14 protein-coding genes and 1 pseudogene are annotated in these 17,283 nt (G+C 36.0%); 14 read left to right on the top strand and 1 reads right to left on the bottom strand.

Annotation, left to right across the window (positions count from 1 at the left end):
- Positions 1-376, bottom strand: a pseudogene (locus M0Q17_RS07085) (glycerol acyltransferase); the annotation flags it as partial.
- Between the two features lie 112 nt (positions 377-488).
- Between M0Q17_RS07085 and pgsA the strand changes: the two are divergent.
- The 14 genes from pgsA to M0Q17_RS07015 form a co-directional block, all read left to right on the top strand.
- Positions 489-1,043: a CDP-diacylglycerol--glycerol-3-phosphate 3-phosphatidyltransferase gene (pgsA, locus tag M0Q17_RS07080; protein WP_295085161.1), complete on the top strand. Its 555-nt coding sequence runs from the start codon at positions 489-491 to the stop codon at positions 1,041-1,043.
- A complete protein-coding gene (gene rseP, locus M0Q17_RS07075; protein WP_295085158.1) occupies positions 1,040-2,092 on the top strand; it encodes an RIP metalloprotease RseP in 1,053 nt (350 codons plus the stop codon). Before pgsA ends, rseP begins: the two co-directional genes overlap by 4 nt.
- A 3-nt stretch (positions 2,093-2,095) precedes the next feature.
- Positions 2,096-2,770, top strand: a complete 675-nt coding sequence (locus tag M0Q17_RS07070; RefSeq protein WP_295085155.1) for a YggS family pyridoxal phosphate-dependent enzyme — start codon at positions 2,096-2,098, stop codon at positions 2,768-2,770.
- 319 nt (positions 2,771-3,089) lie between these two features.
- Positions 3,090-4,070, top strand: coding sequence for a diaminopimelate dehydrogenase (locus tag M0Q17_RS07065; RefSeq protein WP_295085152.1), 981 nt, complete (start codon positions 3,090-3,092; stop codon positions 4,068-4,070).
- Between the two features lie 302 nt (positions 4,071-4,372).
- Positions 4,373-6,556, top strand: coding sequence for a TonB-dependent receptor (locus M0Q17_RS07060; protein ID WP_295085150.1), 2,184 nt, complete (start codon positions 4,373-4,375; stop codon positions 6,554-6,556).
- Positions 6,557-6,577: 21 nt separating this feature from the next.
- The gene (exbB, locus tag M0Q17_RS07055; RefSeq protein WP_295085147.1) at positions 6,578-7,021 is read left to right on the top strand and encodes a TonB-system energizer ExbB; all 444 of its coding nucleotides are present in this window, start codon (positions 6,578-6,580) and stop codon (positions 7,019-7,021) included.
- A complete protein-coding gene (locus M0Q17_RS07050; RefSeq protein ID WP_295085144.1) occupies positions 7,011-7,391 on the top strand; it encodes a biopolymer transporter ExbD in 381 nt (126 codons plus the stop codon). The genes exbB and M0Q17_RS07050 overlap by 11 nt, the downstream gene beginning before the upstream one ends.
- A 74-nt stretch (positions 7,392-7,465) precedes the next feature.
- On the top strand, positions 7,466-9,634 hold the full coding sequence (locus M0Q17_RS07045; protein WP_295085141.1) for a TonB-dependent receptor: 2,169 nt from the start codon (positions 7,466-7,468) through the stop codon (positions 9,632-9,634).
- A gap of 12 nt (positions 9,635-9,646) precedes the next feature.
- On the top strand, positions 9,647-10,306 hold the full coding sequence (locus M0Q17_RS07040; RefSeq protein ID WP_295085138.1) for a sulfite exporter TauE/SafE family protein: 660 nt from the start codon (positions 9,647-9,649) through the stop codon (positions 10,304-10,306).
- Between the two features lie 12 nt (positions 10,307-10,318).
- The gene (locus M0Q17_RS07035) at positions 10,319-12,685 is read left to right on the top strand and encodes a 4Fe-4S binding protein (protein ID WP_295085135.1); all 2,367 of its coding nucleotides are present in this window, start codon (positions 10,319-10,321) and stop codon (positions 12,683-12,685) included.
- On the top strand, positions 12,672-13,655 hold the full coding sequence (locus M0Q17_RS07030) for a 4Fe-4S binding protein (protein WP_295085132.1): 984 nt from the start codon (positions 12,672-12,674) through the stop codon (positions 13,653-13,655). The genes M0Q17_RS07035 and M0Q17_RS07030 overlap by 14 nt, the downstream gene beginning before the upstream one ends.
- On the top strand, positions 13,648-14,922 hold the full coding sequence (locus tag M0Q17_RS07025) for a 2-hydroxyacyl-CoA dehydratase family protein (RefSeq protein WP_295085129.1): 1,275 nt from the start codon (positions 13,648-13,650) through the stop codon (positions 14,920-14,922). Before M0Q17_RS07030 ends, M0Q17_RS07025 begins: the two co-directional genes overlap by 8 nt.
- Positions 14,922-15,728 (top strand): acyl-CoA dehydratase activase, encoded by an 807-nt coding sequence (locus M0Q17_RS07020; protein WP_295085126.1) that lies wholly within the window; start codon positions 14,922-14,924, stop codon positions 15,726-15,728. Before M0Q17_RS07025 ends, M0Q17_RS07020 begins: the two co-directional genes overlap by 1 nt.
- 3 nt (positions 15,729-15,731) lie before the next feature.
- A partial coding sequence (locus M0Q17_RS07015) for an efflux RND transporter permease subunit (protein ID WP_295085123.1) occupies positions 15,732-17,283 on the top strand: 1,552 nt, incomplete at its 3' end.

Genomic DNA, 17,283 nt, shown 5'->3' with positions numbered 1-17,283 from the left:
GACAAGAGAGAAAAATCTCTTTTTTAGTCATTGTCGCTATGAATGACTTTAAAACCTTGTACACCTCGTCGTTTGGCTCCTTTTCATGACTCGCTTGCTTATCCGCCCAAATCAACTCCTCTGAAACATTTTTTTTAAGCGGAGTAGTTAAAATTTTAAAACCCTTTATCTTTTGTGACTCTTTTGCTTTCATATTGTAAAGCTCGACTGCATACCACCGTATCTCCTCCTTGATATTGATGATTTTTGCCTCTTTAAGGGCATCAAAATCGAGATAGATAAATGCAAACGGATGCTGCTTATGTAAGATTACAGCTACCTCTTTTACAAAAGGTGAACTTGAGAGAACTTTTTCTTCTATTTTTTTTAAATCCATTTTATCTCTTAGCTTCTATATTGGCTTTATCATACCCAAGAGACAAAGAGAATGTCAAGCCTAAATTAAGAGCCAAAAAGCTAAAATACAGAATTAATTATTAAGGCTGTTTTTGTTAAATCTTCCCAATATCTTAGCGTTTTCACGCATCCTTTTAGCACCACTTATGTTTTGGATTATCTTAAATCCCGACTATTTTACACAAGCTGGTTACGATATAACTTGGAACTACTACTTTGCTTCACTTTTGTTTGTTCTAGCAAGCGTGACGGACTTTTTTGACGGTTTTATCGCAAGAGAGTGGAACCAGATGACGATGCTCGGCGCTATCATCGACCCGCTTGCAGATAAGATGCTCATTATTGCCGCGTTTTTAGGACTTATGGTTATTGGCGAGGCGAGTGCATGGGCAATATATATCATCATTATCCGTGAACTTTTTATTACAGGAATCCGCACCGTTGCCGTAAGTGAAGGTTTAAGCGTGAAAGCTTCATGGGCTGGAAAAGTAAAAACTGTGGTGCAGATGATTGCCATAGGCTTTTTGCTTATGCACTGGCCTTTTGGAAGTGAGCTTCTGTGGTTTGCCGTAGCATTAACGCTCTACTCCGGCTTTGAGTATCTTTGGGGTTTTAGGGCTGCAATCTTAAAAGGAAGTAACGCATGAGTTTTTTAGTCTCTATAATAGTAATTTCCGCACTTATATTTTTTCATGAACTCGGTCACTACTTTGCAGCGCGTGCGATGGGAGTATATGTAGAGGTTTTTAGCATAGGTTTTGGTCGCAAAGTAGCTTCCTTTAAAAAATGGGGAACCGAGTGGAAGATTGCAATTATCCCTCTTGGCGGTTACGTAAGGATGAAAGGGCAAGACGATAGTGACCCGACAAAGAAGAGCTATGATGAAGATAGCTATAATGTAAAAACACCCTCACAGAAGATTTTCATTCTTCTTGCAGGTCCATTGGCAAACTTTGTTTTGGCATTTGTTCTCTATTTTGTTATAGCCCTTGGCGGACCGAATATTCTCTCTGCTGTAATCGGAAATGTCGTAAAAGATTCTCCGGCATTTGTTGCGGGACTTGAGACTAATGACACAATCCGCTCTATAAATGGTACTCCGGTTGCTGCATGGAGGGATATGGCAGAGATTATTGAAACCTCTGAGGGTAAGCTGCATCTTGAAGTTGAGAGAGCTGGATATATTCACTTTATAACACTAACGCCAAATATAACGCAAACGACAAACATGTTTAATGAAGTTATTGAGAAAAAGATGATTGGTATAGGAAGTGCAGGAGTTTCACATAAGCTTGAACTTAGTGCTGGGGAAACACTCTCTTATGCATCACAGCAGACTGCTTTTGCATCTACTTTGATATTTACAGGACTTAAAAAACTTATAGTAGGCGAAGTTCCTGCTAAGGAGCTAGGCGGAATAATCTCTATAGTAAAACTAACCTCTGATGCTACAGATGCAGGCTGGATGAGCGTGCTCTTTTTTGCAGCACTAATCTCCGTAAACTTAGGAGTTTTAAACCTGCTTCCCATCCCTGCCCTTGATGGCGGACATATCATGTTTAACCTCTATGAACTTATCTTTAGACGTGAGGTAAGCGAGAGGATTATGATAAAATTAACCATTGCCGGCTGGGTGATACTTTTTTCACTTATGGGGCTTGGACTGTATAACGATATAAATAGACTTGTGGGGTAGATGATGAACAAAGAAGAGTATAAATTATATATTGACAATGTTATAAGAAGAGTTGAATTTGCCAGAGTGCGATTTAATGAAAAACATATAGTTAAAATCGTAGCAATCAGCAAATACTCAACAGCAAACGAGATAAAAGCACTCTATGAGATAGGTCAACGTGCTTTTGGGGAGAACAAAGTTCAAGACTTAAGAGCAAAAAGCAGTGAGCTTGAAGATTTGCCGCTTGAGTGGCATTTTGTGGGAAATCTTCAAAAAAACAAGATAAACAACCTGCTAGATATCAACCCTGCTCTTTTTCACGCTTTGGATTCTATTGAACTCGCACATGAGCTGCAAAAAAAGTTAGAAGCAAGAGAGATGACGCTTGAAGCACTTCTTCAGATAAACTCTGCAAAAGAGGAGTCTAAACATGGTGTGATGCCAGAAGATGCAGTTGCGATTTTTAACAAAATAAAAAAAGAGTGCCCAAATATATACCTAAAAGGCGTAATGAGCATCGGTGCACACAGCGATGATAAAGTGGTAATAAAAAAGAGTTTTGAGACTACTTACGGCATCTACAAACAACTAGAGAGCGCAACTATCTGCTCCATGGGCATGAGTGGAGATTTTGAACTTGCTATCGAGTGCGGGTCAAACATGCTAAGGCTTGGCTCTATCATGTTTGATAAATAACTTCTTTATATTTTTCTTACTAGAAAATTCAAATTTTTTTACCACACTAATATTATACGAAGCACTATTTTAAACAAACGAGGTTTCAACCTCGTCTTGATTTGGCAAGGTTAAAACCTTACTTCTGTTTTACATGTCATTTTGACAAAAATGGTGTTACACACTCTTTTGAAATCCAACTCTCTCATTAGAGGTCTTATTATATAAATCACAGCTATTTTCTTTTTAAGTGTTATAAAATATGCTAAAGTGTACAATACCTACCTATTTTTTTGTCAAACATGTCATAAAAACTATATTTTAATACTGGAAAACTCATATGAAAATAAAAATCGCGATTGCAGGTTATGGAAACCTTGGAAGAGGAGTTGAACTATCTATCTCTAAAAACCCAGATATGGAGTTGATTGGAGTTTTTTCAAGACGTGACCCACAAAGCGTTAAGACACTATTTCCACAGACAAAAGTTTTTGCTATTGATGATATTTTAAAGTTTAAAGAGAACATCGATGTTTTAGTGCTTTGTGGTGGTTCTAAAGATGATTTGCCAATTCAAGGCCCAGAGTTTGCAAAAAACTTCAATATCGTAGATAGCTATGATACACATGCCAAAATTCCTGAGTATTTTTTGAGCGTAGATAAACCTTCATGTGAAAATAACAGAGTCGCTATGATAGCTATCGGTTGGGATCCGGGGATGTTTTCTATAAATAGACTTTATGGCGAAGCAATCTTGCCAGAAGGAGAAACTTATACATTTTGGGGAAAAGGTCTTAGCCAAGGACATTCAGATGCCATCAGAAGGGTAAAAGGTGTAAAAAATGGAGTTCAGTACACTCTACCATCAACACAAGCTATAGCAAAAGTGCGAAGCGGTGTACGCCCTACTCTCTCTACAAAAGAGAAACACACCAGAGAGTGTTATGTTGTACTAGAAGATGGCGCAGATGCTGCGATAGTTTCGTCTGAGATTAAAAATATGCCAAACTACTTTGAGCCTTATGATACGATAGTGCATTTTATAAGCGAAGAGGAGTTATTAAAAAATCACAATGAAATGCCTCACGGTGGATTTGTTATCAGAAGTGGAAAATCAAGTGAACAAAACAATCAAGTGGTGGAGTATTCGCTAGCCCTAGAGAGCAACCCAGAGTTTACAGCAAGCGTAATGGTTGCCTATGCAAGAGCAACATATAGACTTTATAAAAAGGGTAATTTTGGAGCAAAAACTGCGTTTGATGTTGCTCCTGGACTTTTATCTATAAAATCAGCGCAAGAGTTAAGAGCAGAACTTTTATAGAAAATATTTAAGCATTTTATCTTTTAGCACACTACTATTATGCTAAGTGCTATTTTAATTTAACCTCGTCTTGCTTTGACAGCTTCCGTCTTTGGCAAGGTTAAAACCTTGCTTCCTAATATATAGAATAAGAAGGTGCCTTTATATAGGGTAAAAGAGGTGCCTTCTAAAAAATCTACACACCTTTATGCAACACTTCATTATTAAATTAAATTTAAATTTAAAAATTAACACAAAATTAACACTTGTTTATTATACTTCGTCATAAGTAAAATTAAAAATTACTAAAATGGAGTAAGTAGATGAAAAAAAGGGTATATCTCTCAGCAATTTGTGCGTTGGCTATTAATGCGAGCGCATTGGATATAGGAACGATTCAGGTCGAGTCTTCCACTATTGACAGTAAATTTGACACAAAAAGAACGGAAGTCTCGACTACGACTACTATTAGCGGTGAAAAAGTTGATGAAGCGCATGCAGAAAGTGTGCAACAACTTTTACAATCAATTCCGGGAGTAACCACGGAGTATTCTACTGGTGATTCATTAAAAATCCACCTAAGAGGTGTAGAAAACCAGATGTATATGGGTGAAAAGCCGGGTGTTGCGGTCGTTATTGACGGTGTTCCCGTGTTTGAGAGAACAGGAAAGGTAAATATAGACCTTGACAACATTGAGAGCATTAAAGTTGTAAAAGGCGGCGCTTCATACCTTTTTGGAGATGATGCACTCTCTGGTGCCATTATCATAACAACAAAAAAAGGCGCAAAGTATAACAACAACTTTGGAGCAGTTGAGTTTGGCAGTTATGGTTTTCAAAAAATGCTTGCAAGAAGCGGTTATGCAAATGATAACTTAAGTTTTCATATTCAAGCAAGTCAAAGAAAAGCTGATGGCTATTGGGAAGGTTCAGAGTATGAATCGAACTACCTCAACGGTAAACTGCAATACTACCTTGATGATACCTCAGACATCTCTTTTGGATTTGAGTATTCAGACAGAACAAAAGATTCACACGGAACAGTAGGCGGAGAAACAGCAGCAAGAACAAATCCCGAGTCTGTTTATGATGGAGATCAAGAGAGTAGAGACTACTCAAGAGATTATAATGTAGAACTTCTTAAGCTCTTTCTTACCTACTCTAAAGATTTTAGCAACAACTCAAATCTGCTTCTAAACGGATATATTTATAAAGACGATACATCATTTATATCAGGACCGCAAACCAGAGACGGCAGCGGAGCTTTAAATCCCTCTCTAAATGATAAAGATTACACTATGGATAATGACTATGCACAGATACAAAGAGGAATAAAAAGTGAATACAGAAGTTCATTTGACACCTTTGCTACTCTTTTAGGTCTTGATTTAAGATTTAATGAGTATGAGAACAAAACATCTTATAGAGTCAATCAAGCTTTAATAAAATACTACCCGTCTTACTCTGTAACTCCTGATTACTACTTAGCAGGCGATGCAAAAAGTGATGATACGACAGATGAAAATGTTTATGCTATTTACGGAGAATATAAGCAAGAGATTACAAAAGATTTAAGTGTTACTGCAAACTTAAGGTACGATGTTATCAAACTCGATTATGAAGATTACAAGAGCAGCAACTTTAAAGAGGATTTTAATATTTACTCCTACAGACTAGGAACGAACTATAAGATAAATGAGAGCTTTGATGTTTATGCAAATTACTCAACAGGTTTTAGAGCACCGACAGTTACGCAACTTTACGCCGGAAGCACAAGCGCCTGGGGAAGCACGGCAAACAATCCTGATCTAGATCCGGAAAAATCATATAACTATGAAATAGGTGTTCGTGCCAAAGCAAAAGGCATCACTTATGAAGCTGCGATTTTTCAAATTGATAGAGAAGACTTTATCATGAAAACATCGGGTAACTATGGAGATACGGACACTACAGATATGTGGGACAATGTCGGAGGGGCAAGACATAGAGGTTTAGAGCTCTCTGCAATTGGCAATGTTGTTGAGGAGTTATCATTTAATATTGCTTATACCTACCTTGATGCATATTATACAAAATATGACAACTTCGGTATTGATTTGGACGGCAATTCTCGTACTTCAATTGTTACATTTTTTGATGCTACAAACAACCAAATCCCTAGAACTCCAAAGCATCAGTTAAATCTTATCTTAGATTATATACCGATGAAAGAGTTAAAGCTAACAACAGAGATAAACGCAAAGTCTAACTACTATGCGGATGATTTAAATGAAATCAAAATACCAGGACACGCTACGCTTAACCTGCTAGCGAGCTATACAAATAAAATAGGTAACTATCAGTACAACCTTTTTGCAAGAGTAGATAATCTTTTTGATAAGTTTTACTACAACACGGCAAGAGCTAGCGGTGACAGAAATGAAGATGGTGTGTTTAACGCAGAGGATTTATCTATCACGGTAAACTCTGGAAGAATCCTTACAGCAGGATTATCTGTAAAATTTTAATAATAGAAAGTAGGCAAATATATGAACATAGAACTACTCAAAGATGCTGTTGATTATGGCATTATTGGACTCCTTGGGGTGATGAGCTTTATCGCTTTTTGGTTTTGGATTGAGCGGCTTCTCTTTTACAGAGGGATAGACGTAGCTAGTTTTGAGACAAAAGAGGAACTTGAAATTGTTCTTACAAACAATATCAACATAATCTCAACTTTTGGTTCAAATGCTCCATATATTGGTCTTCTTGGCACTGTTTTTGGAATTATTATCACTTTTTATGCCATGGGGCAAAGCAATGATTTGGATGTTAAGATAATCATGACATCCCTAGCTCTTGCTCTTAAGGCTACGGCGATGGGTCTTTTAGTAGCTATCCCAGCTACAGTATTTTATAACCATTTGGCTAGAAAAATTGAGGTTGTTTTAGCTCTTTGGGATATTCATCAAAAGAAAAAACATGCAAATTAAAAAATTTGATTCTATAAATGTAGTACCTTTTATAGACATTATGCTTGTACTTCTTGTAATAGTGCTAACCACTGCTACTTTCGTTGCGAAGGGAGTTATTCCTGTTGATCTTCCTGAGTCAGAAGTAGCAGCTAAACAGGATAATAGAAAAAATTTAACTATTACAATTAAACATGACGGTGAAATACTCTTTGATCAAACAGTTGTACTTATAGATGATGTTGAGAGTAAATTATGTGATTACAAAGCTGATATGCCTATTCATATAAATTGTGACAAAAATGCAAAATTCGATCACTTTGTCATTCTTCTAGATGTTTTAAAGCAAAAAAACTTTACAAATCTTGGAATTGTCTCAGAAAAAGAGTAGAGAAATTAGTATAAATATTTATAAAAATCCTTAACACCTAACTTGTTAAGAATTTTTTATACGAAGGAAAAATAATGAAAACTAAAAACTTTAGTTTAGTTACAACACTGCTGTTAAGTTCACTTAATCTTAATGTAAGTGCTTCTGAAGACTTAGGATTGGTTACTGTTGAATCATCGACAATTAATGTAAAAACAGACAAAAAGACAGAAGTGTCAAATGTAGATATTATAGATGAAGAGACAATTAAAACTGTAGGTCCAAAAAACTTAGTAGATATTTTAAAGACTGTTCCGGGAATGACTTCAGTAGAAAGAGCCGGGGAGATGATGCAGATAAGATTTAGAGGTGTTGGACAGCAACAGTACATGGGGGAAAATCCTGGAGTTGCCATTATTGTTGATGGTGTACCGGTTATGGCAAAATCTGGTGGATTAAGAATAAATATGGCGGATATAAAAAGCATAAAAATCGTAAAAGGTTCTGCCTCATATCTCTATGGGGATGGAGCATTGGCAGGTGCACTAATTATTACTACAAAAAAACCAAAAGGTAAAAATGAATCAATGGTAAGTGCCGAAATTGGTAGTTATGGGTACCAAGAATATACTGCAGGTACGATACAGGGTACAGAAAATTTTGCGATTAACCTAAATGCAAGTAAGAGAAGTTCGGATGGCTACTGGAGAGAAGCGGAGTTATGGACGCAATCTTTTAATGGAAAGTTTTCATACTATGTTGATGATACTAGCGATATTACACTTGGTGTTGATCTTACGGAAAAATTTGATCAAGGCGGCTCTAGATCAGTTGTTGGTGGTGTAACAGAAGCTGAGACCAATCCAAAAGGAGAGCCAAACAGTGGATATACAAAAGATAGTGCTATAGATCTCAATAAATATTTTTTAACTTACTCAAAAGATTTTGGCAATAAAAATTTAATGGTTACGGCTTACAATTATCAGGATTTATATGACGACACCTCAAATCCTCAAGATTTAGATAATGACCCAACAACTCAAAATGTATATGTAAAACATAGCAATACCGACCTTAATCAAAAAGGTATAAAATCTGAGTTTACAATAGACTCTGATAATATAGCATCGCTTATTGGACTGGAGTTTGGCAAAAGAGATTATGAAAACAAAAGTCAAACTTTAGCTGATTACAGTGCGTGGAATTATTACACAAAGTCAAATGATAATTATTATGAGGGTGAAACCTCTCATACAAACAGTAAAGAAGATATACAAGCTCTGTATGGAGAGTTAAAATATAATATAACCTCGAAATTAACTACAACAATAAATGCCAGATATAATATACAGAAGAAAGAGTATATTACTCAAAAATATGGCTATGATGGAACTACTTGGTCGAACTCTACAGAGAGTGTAAGCCATACATATAGAAATACTGCTTATAGAGCTGGTGCAACATATAGTTTGTCTTCTAATAATACTCTATTTACCAGTGTATCCACAGGTTTTCAAAATCCTGAAGTTCGAGATTTAGTAATAAACCCCTCTCTTAAGGAACAAACAAGTATAAACTATGAAATTGGAGCAAGAGGAAGAGAAGCTATTTCAGACAATAATTTCAATTATGAAGTTTCTATATTTCAGCTTGATAATAAAGATATTATAGGGCCGGTAGATGGAAGCTACGCTTTTAGTGAGTTTAAAGATAACATAGGTGATTCAAGAAGCAGAGGCCTTGAGCTAAGCTTAAATAGCAATCAGGCAAAAATTTTATCATTTAATCTAGCATATACTTATCTCGATGTAACCTATACAAAACACAATCCTTTTTTAGTAAATTTAGGCTCAAGAGGTGCTGACTACTATGTAGATATTGTAGGTAAAACCCTACCGAGAGTATCAAAGCATACTGTAGATTTATTTGTTAACTATAAAGCAACAGATAAGCTAAAGTTTATCGCAGAAGTATATGCAAAAAGTAGTTATTATGCAGATGAATCAAACTTGGTAAAAATGGATGGTTATACGCTGTTAAATCTTCAAGCTAGGTACAATACCAAATTTTTCGGCAACAACCTTGAGTGCTTTGTAAAAGTTGATAATGCACTAGACAAACAATACTACAGGGCAGTTTTTCTTAATAGTGACAAAAGAGGTGCTGCCGATGGTGGCACAGATGATATTATTAATGGAGAAGATGCGAGTATAACTGTTGACCCGGGTCGTGTATTTTATGCAGGTGTAAATTATAGATTTTAATAAGGTGCTAAAGTGCAATACCCAGTTTTATTTTCGATATTTATTATAGGTCTCTCTTATGGAGCGACTGCATGTATGTTCTCATGTATGCCGTTTCTTAGCCCTTTGCTTGTGAGTAATTCAAACTCTACAAAACAGGCTCTTGGGATTATCTTGCCTTTTAGTTTGGGCAGGATATTTAGCTATACATTTATAGCCATAATTGCATATTTAAGTTCTGCTTGGGTAAAGGAGATACTTGATGATAATAGTCTATTTAGTTTAATACTTGGAATCAGCACCATGAGCATGGGAGCTTATTTGCTATATAAAAGTTTTAAACCGGCATCATCGTGCGGCCACACAACACCGCTAATAAAAAAACCTAAGCTAAATAAAGTTGGTTTTTTTGCTATCGGTGCAACGATGTCCATAAACCCATGCGCCCCGATAATGGCACTTTTGGCAGTAGCTGCAAACAGCAGTAATATTTACAACACTATAGGATTGGGACTCTTTTTCGGAATTGGTGCCGTTATATTCTCAATACTATTTTACGGATTTATAGTATCAAAAGTTATTAAGGGATTTATGATTCAGTTCTCCTCTTATAAACTTTATATAGAACGTGCGGCAGCACTTTTGCTTATGATAGTAGGTGTACTTGTACTCAATGGTATTTTAATACTTTAATAAAGGACGAAAATGGTAAATTTTATAAAGCGTGACAAAAATGATATTTATGGCAAGCCTATACTGGGCTTTTTCTTTAAAAATCAGAAGTTTTTAATGACCTTTAAAATAGCAGTTTTTGCGCTGTTTATATATGCTCTTTACTTTGGTTTTACGCATACTGGCAAGGATAACACATTTACAACCGCTGTTTTTTGGGGAATTTTCTGGTCTTTGTTTATGGTTGTGTCGCTTCCTACATTTGGGCGAATTTTTTGCGGCATCTGTCCTCACGGTTTTATGGGAAAATATATCACAAAATATGGACTCAAAAAAACCATGCCAAAATGGATGCAAAACAGATTTATCGGCGTATTGTTGCTTGTTTTTGGCTGGTGGGGCGTTTACTATATGTTCCCGGGTCTCTTTAGAACCGCACAAGGCACGGCAATTTTATTTACTGTTATGACACTTATCGCTTTTGTGATTTATTTTCTATACAAAGATATGAGTTACTGCAAATATATCTGCCCTATCGGGACACTCACGCGTGCTTACTCGAAACTCTCATTTACCTGGCTTGGTACATACAAGAGTGCCTGCAATGAGTGTAAAACTTTTGAGTGTGCAACGGCTTGTCCTTACAATCTAAAACCCTTTACGTTTGATAATAGAAACTCTATGACGGATTGTACGCTCTGCATGGACTGTAGCAGTGCATGCGAAGCAGTTAGTTTTAAATTTAAAAAGCCCTCATTTTCTCTTTTTTCAAAACTACAGCCTCTTAAAGCCGAGATTTGGGCATTTATACTTATCCTTGCTTCCATATCTATAACCATGTCATTTCATCACGGCATCGGAAGAAGCAATGCTGCAGGCGATATGATTTGGTCAAAAACGGCTGAGTTTTTAAAAAATTATATAGATTTTGGCTCTATGGATGCCATCGGCTTGTTTGCATTTGTTTATGCACTTATTTTTACCGTCTCAGCCGCACTTATAGGTATGTTTATAGCATCAAAAATACTCAAAAAAGATTTTAGCACTACTTTTTATAATTTGGGATACTCCTATGCACCCTTATTTATCTTAGGTTCTATCGCCCATTCACTAGAGGTGTTTTTCACAAAAGGGTATGAGCATATTGTAGAGGGATTTGCTTATGGATTTGGATTTACTTTAGATGTGGCACCTTTGGCAAACAGAGGTAATAGCTGGCTGCATATATTTGGCTTGCTAAAATGGATTGCAATCATCTGGTCTCTTATCATTTTATATAAAAGAGTAAAACTTTTAAATGTGTCTAAGTTAAGAAAAATAGCCGCTTTTCCTTTTGCTGCTTCTTTAATAATCTTCTTTTTGGGTGTTAACATGTACGCAGGTTATATCTTTAAAACTTACGGCAAAGCATCAAGCGAACATGCAAATCATGGAGATGCACAAAAGCGTTTTCGGGGTGCTGCTCAAAATTTTCAACCCTCAGACATCTCTGTTTTTAAAAAGCCTGCGAAGGAAGATATTATCTATTTTTCACCAACAAATCCTACTCTTAAGAAAGAAGTTTACAGCAGAGGATACTACAACAGAGTTCCGGGGAGAGAGGTCTGGCCTGTTTTTAAAGACAGCAGTAACATAGAGAACTGCTTGGGCACTATAGAAGCAGAGATTTACCTACTTGATGCAAATATAAGCATGGCAAAAACCTCTCAATCAGAGGAGTCAGGATGCAAGTCGATAAGCTTTAAAATGCCCGATAACGGATACTACAACCTTTTTTATGTAGATAAAAAGATTCATGACGACACACTCTATGTAAAAACCGCAAAGTATGAGTTTATGAGATTTAATCATAGCCATGATGCTGTTTATGATAAAGAGAAGATGGCAGGGCATACGATAAAGGAGACTCCTTTTGATATAGTGAGAGTAAGGGAAGATGATGAAACTTTTTACCATAATCTCTACTCGGGTGAAAAGATAAGTGTTCAGGTTTTGCTTGAGGGCAGAGCTATTGAGGGCGCAGATGTAACGTTATCTACAAAAACTCTCTGGTCAAAAACTCTAAAAACCGACAAAGATGGAGTTGCGACTTTTACGCTAATTGAGGACTATTTTCTTAATTGGAGTGATTTTGATAAAAGACATAAAAATGAATTTTTACTTACTGCATCTTATACAAAAAATGCAAGTGCAGATGCTAAAGGCAACGGGTACGAAAAGGTAAAATATAGTGCAACATATCCAGCCTATTACTATCCAAACAGCGCACAATACAGCTCTTACGCTTATGGCCTATCAGCGGCAATTATAACTATGATATTTTCTGGTTTTGCAATTTACTGGTACAGAGCAAGACGAGAAAAACCGTTTAAAGAGGTACGTTTTAATGAAGAAAATTAGAGAGTTTATAAATAAAGCAGATATCAGAAAATTTCGTTTTTGGTTGCAGCTGTTCTTTTTTATCATCTTTATTTATGGCGGCTATTTTGCCATAAATCTTGGAAACAGCATCCCTGTTTTTTCTTGTGGATTTGACAGAGAAGTGGGTGGTATGTGCTATTTTCTGCCGCTTCAGCATCAGCTTGCCCGCCCTTTGGATGTACTCCTTAGTGCGGCAAGCATTTCGGTTTTGATTGGTTTTGTTACCTTTTTACTCTGGTTTATCGTCTTTAACAAAGCATGGTGCGGTTATGCCTGTCCTCTTGGAACAATGCAGGACTGGATTACTGGTTTGCGAAAAAAGATGGGCATTAGATTTAGCACCTACACGCAGCCACAATTTGAGAAACTTAAAAAAATAAAGTACATAATGCTAGCACTTGTAATCCTCTCTCCTATGGCTGTAGGAATGGGGTTACTTGATCGTGAATGGGTAACCGCATTTTGTGAAATATGTCCCGGCAGAATGATAACGCCTCTTTTTGTAGGAGATATCTCTCAGTGGAGTTTGGATTTCTCAACAAAAACAGCGATGATACTAACCTCTTTAGGGCTAATTTTTACGGGTCTGTTTCTTATCGGCTCATTTTTTAAAAAAAGGTTTTTCTGCTTTTTTTGCCCGATGAGTGCTATGCACTACATATTTAGTGACGCGGCACTTTTAAAACTAAAAAAAGATGGTGATAAATGTACAAAATGCGGAGACTGTTACGCAGTTTGCGATATGCAGATAAAAGATATTGCTGATGATGTCACAAGCACAAACATACTCAGAGATGATTGTATTTTATGCCTGAAATGCGTAGCAGCTTGTCCAGAGGATGATGCTTTGCATTTTGATATTTTAAATATGAAACTCTTTACATCTACAAAAGGCGGTTTTGAAAAAAGAATGGGAATGCAAACACCAAAAGGAACGACAAATGAGTAGTCTACAATCTCATACTATAGAAACACCAAATGAAAAACAAAATAGGCATAAAGCCATGGAGGCGATAAAGGTTTTAAACACTCTCAAAGAGGGCTTTAAAACACCGCCAAAAGCGATGGATTATTTTTATAATCTTTTTGAAGATGTTTACTGTAAGCAAAAAGCTCTACACGATGATAAAGTAAAAGTAGGAACAATGTGTATTCAAATTCCTTCAGAAATCATCTACGCTCTTGATGGAGTTCCTATAAGACTTTGTAACGGTTTTTATACAGATGATGAGATAGGAAGCGATTTTTTACCACAAAAAGCTTGTCCTTTGGTAAAAGCGAGCGTAGGTCATTTAGCCTCTAAAAACCTCACCGACAAACCTGACATGATTTACTCCCCCACTACTTGTGACCAAAAAACAAAAGCAGGAACTCTAATAGCAAGTTTTGGCTACGATGTAGTTGATGTAGATTTTCCACGAACAAAAGAGAGTGAAATAAGTAGAGAGTTTTTTAGAAGAAGTATAAGAGAATTTAGTGCTGATTTATCTTTAAAAATGGGTAAAAAACTAAGCAAAAAAAAGCTAAAAGCATCTATTTCTAAAATCGGTTATGCCCAATCTCTTTATCATAGACTCAGTGATTTTAGAAAAAACAGAACTGTTCCAATACTTGGTAATGATATGTTCTTAGTTACAAACGCTTTTTTCTTTGACAAAATAGATAACTGGATAGATGCATGTGAAAAACTAGTAGATGAACTAGAACAAAGAGTAAAAGATGATATTCATGCAGGTGGTAAAATAAGCCCTAGAATCGTATATACAGGCTCACCTCCCATCTTTCCAAACTATAAAATTCCGATTATTATCGAAGACTCAGATGCCATAATAGTAGCAGATGAGACATGTAGTTCAAATAGAATGTTTAATGATAGAGTTGCCGTAGATGAGTGGTTCGTAAATGATATGATAGATTCATTGGCAGACAAATACCTAAAAGCTTGTACATGCCCTATCTTTAGTAAAAACAATGACCGCATACGACGAATTATAGAGCTAGTCAAGTCGCACAATGCTGATGGAGTTATATACCAGGCTTTTGCAGGATGCACTGTTTATGAACTTGAACAAAGAAGCGTGCTAGAAGCGATGGAAAAAGCAGGTATCTCTATTTTATATATTGAGAGTGACTACAGCCCATCTCAGCAGGGACAGTTAAGTACAAGAGTCGAAGCTTTTGTCGAATCTTTAAAAATAAAAAACAGGAATAAATAATGAAATATTTTACAGGTATAGATATAGGCTCAACAGCAATAAAAATAACAATTATCAATGAAAACAAAGAACTTATAGGGCATAGAATAAGTGCGAGTGGAAGTATGTTTTACAAATATGCCCACCAAACACTTGATGATTTAATAAAAGAACTAAATATTTCAAAGGATGATATCGCTTATACTGTTGCAACGGGTTATGGCAGAAAACTTTTTAAAGAAGCTGATGAAAATATCAGTGAAATCACTGCAAATGCTATCGGAGCAGTTGCGGCTGCAAAGGAGTTTGGTGAGATTAAAACCATTATAAATATAGGCGGTCAAGACTCTAAGGCAATTTCACTTGATGATATGGGAAATGTAGTTAATTTTGCCATGAATGATAGATGTGCAGCAGGAACAGGAAAATTTTTAGATGCCTGTGCTATGAACCTTGAGATTGGGGTTGAAGAGTTGGGTGATAGACATTTTAACTCTAAAGGTACGCCTCTTTCAATAAACAGTACCTGTGCGGTCTTTGCAGAATCTGAAATCATAGGACTTCTAGGAAATAATCACAGCGTTGAAGATATTGTCTGTGGTGTGCACTACTCTATTGCAAAAAGAATCATAAAGCTTGTAAAACGTGTAGGCATCAAAGAAGGAATATATTTTGACGGAGGACCTGCATTAAATAGCGGGCTTGTAAATGCAATAGAAAATGAATTGGGTAAAAAAATATTTATACCTGCATATCCTCAAGTTACTACATCTTACGGTGCTGCAATTTTAGGGGTAGATTCTTACTATTATCAAAATAGAGCGTAATAGATGTTTGATGGAATTATAAAGTTTTTTATTGAAAACTATAGAGTAAATTACACTCTGTTTTTTTTAATTTTCGCAGTGGGCATCTACTCCTATACAAAAATACCAAAGGAAATATCGCCTGTAATCGAACCTGACTCTATAACTATTAGAGGCTCATATCAAGGGGCTTCTGTAGATAGCTTAAATACGATGGCTGTTGGGGAAATTGAAGATGAAGTAAAAAATATTACCGGCGTAGAGAGCGTATCCTCCATAATAACACCGGGAAAATTCAGCATAATTCTTGAGCTTGACAAAAGAGTAGATAAAGCAACCGTTACACGTGACGTTGAAGATGCACTCTCCCTTATTAAAGTTAATCTCCCGAGTGATATGGATGATCCTGTTATAAGAGGTGTTGCACACTCAAGAAGCATTATGCAGATATCAATTCAATCTTTGAGTGTTCCTAGAGACAGATTAAAAGAGTTATCTAAAAATGTTAAAAGCAAACTGCTCTCTCTCAAAGATATATCGGATGTGACTATATTTGGAGACTCTGAACTTTTTTATGAAGTTTTAATTGACGAGAAAAAAGTCAATGCCTACAATTTATCTGTGAGTGAAGTTTTGCGTCTTTTTTCAGAGGTCTCTTATATATTTCCACTTGGAAAGATAGATAACATTAAGGAACCCTATTATATATCAATACATAATGATAAAAAATTCTCCTCTGAACTTGAAAATACCATACTCAATATAAACAATCAGCAAATTGTCTTAAAAGATATAGCTTCCATAAGTAAAAAGTATGAGGATGCATCAACACTTGCAAGCACAGATGGAAAAAATTCTATCACGCTTGCCATCTCTCAAAACCCAAAGGGAGATGCTATTGCCATAACAGAAGATATCAATAAACTTATGTCAAAAATGAAGATTGATGATGTTGAGTTTAGCGTGAGAATGGACGCCTCAACCATTATAAAAGATAGACTAAATATTGTTATATCAAATATCATATTTGGCGTCCTTCTTATTACACTCCTAATGGCTGTTTTAATCAACATCAGAATGGCGCTAGTAATTGCCCTAGGAATTCCTACCTCTTTTGTTATGGGTGCTATCTATTTTTATCTCACAGGCCATAGTATCAACATAAATTCACTTATCGGAGTTTTAATCGCTATAGGAATTATTGTCGATGATGCCATTGTTGTGAGTGAAAATATCCAACAATATATTGAAAAAGGCTACAGTGCAAAAGAAGCAGCCTATCTAGGAGCAAAAGAGGTCGCAAAACCGGTAGTTATAGCCTCTATAACTACTATATTTTCTTTTATACCTCTTTTGATGATAAGCGGAAAACTAGGAGAGATAGTTCAACTCATACCAATAGCCTTTAGTGCACTTGTTGTTGCTTCGCTCATAGAGTCATTTATCTTTCTGCCACTTCATGCTACGCATATCTTAGGCTCAAATTCAAAAGCACGCTCATGGGAGAGAGTAAATCTACTCTACCAAAGAGCCTTAAGTTTTCTTCTTAGGCATCAAAAAAGTTTTTTGTTAACAT

Source organism: Sulfurimonas sp., from assembly GCF_023229105.1.
Taxonomy (GTDB): domain Bacteria; phylum Campylobacterota; class Campylobacteria; order Campylobacterales; family Sulfurimonadaceae; genus Sulfurimonas.
Note: the sequence above shows the minus strand (reverse complement) of the source record. Positions and strands in the feature narration are given on the sequence as shown.

Excerpts from the sequence above, each read along its gene's own strand:
- rseP (WP_295085158.1), top strand. The coding sequence starts at position 1,040 with ATGAGTTTTTTAGTCTCTATAATAGTAATTTCCGCACTTATATTTTTT.
- M0Q17_RS07070 (WP_295085155.1), top strand. The coding sequence starts at position 2,096 with ATGAACAAAGAAGAGTATAAATTATATATTGACAATGTTATAAGAAGA.
- M0Q17_RS07035 (WP_295085135.1), top strand. The coding sequence starts at position 10,319 with ATGGTAAATTTTATAAAGCGTGACAAAAATGATATTTATGGCAAGCCT.
- M0Q17_RS07045 (WP_295085141.1), top strand. The coding sequence starts at position 7,466 with ATGAAAACTAAAAACTTTAGTTTAGTTACAACACTGCTGTTAAGTTCA.
- exbB (WP_295085147.1), top strand. The coding sequence starts at position 6,578 with ATGAACATAGAACTACTCAAAGATGCTGTTGATTATGGCATTATTGGA.
- M0Q17_RS07060 (WP_295085150.1), top strand. The coding sequence starts at position 4,373 with ATGAAAAAAAGGGTATATCTCTCAGCAATTTGTGCGTTGGCTATTAAT.
- M0Q17_RS07050 (WP_295085144.1), top strand. The coding sequence starts at position 7,011 with ATGCAAATTAAAAAATTTGATTCTATAAATGTAGTACCTTTTATAGAC.
- M0Q17_RS07025 (WP_295085129.1), top strand. The coding sequence starts at position 13,648 with ATGAGTAGTCTACAATCTCATACTATAGAAACACCAAATGAAAAACAA.
- M0Q17_RS07065 (WP_295085152.1), top strand. The coding sequence starts at position 3,090 with ATGAAAATAAAAATCGCGATTGCAGGTTATGGAAACCTTGGAAGAGGA.
- M0Q17_RS07030 (WP_295085132.1), top strand. The coding sequence starts at position 12,672 with ATGAAGAAAATTAGAGAGTTTATAAATAAAGCAGATATCAGAAAATTT.
- M0Q17_RS07020 (WP_295085126.1), top strand. The coding sequence starts at position 14,922 with ATGAAATATTTTACAGGTATAGATATAGGCTCAACAGCAATAAAAATA.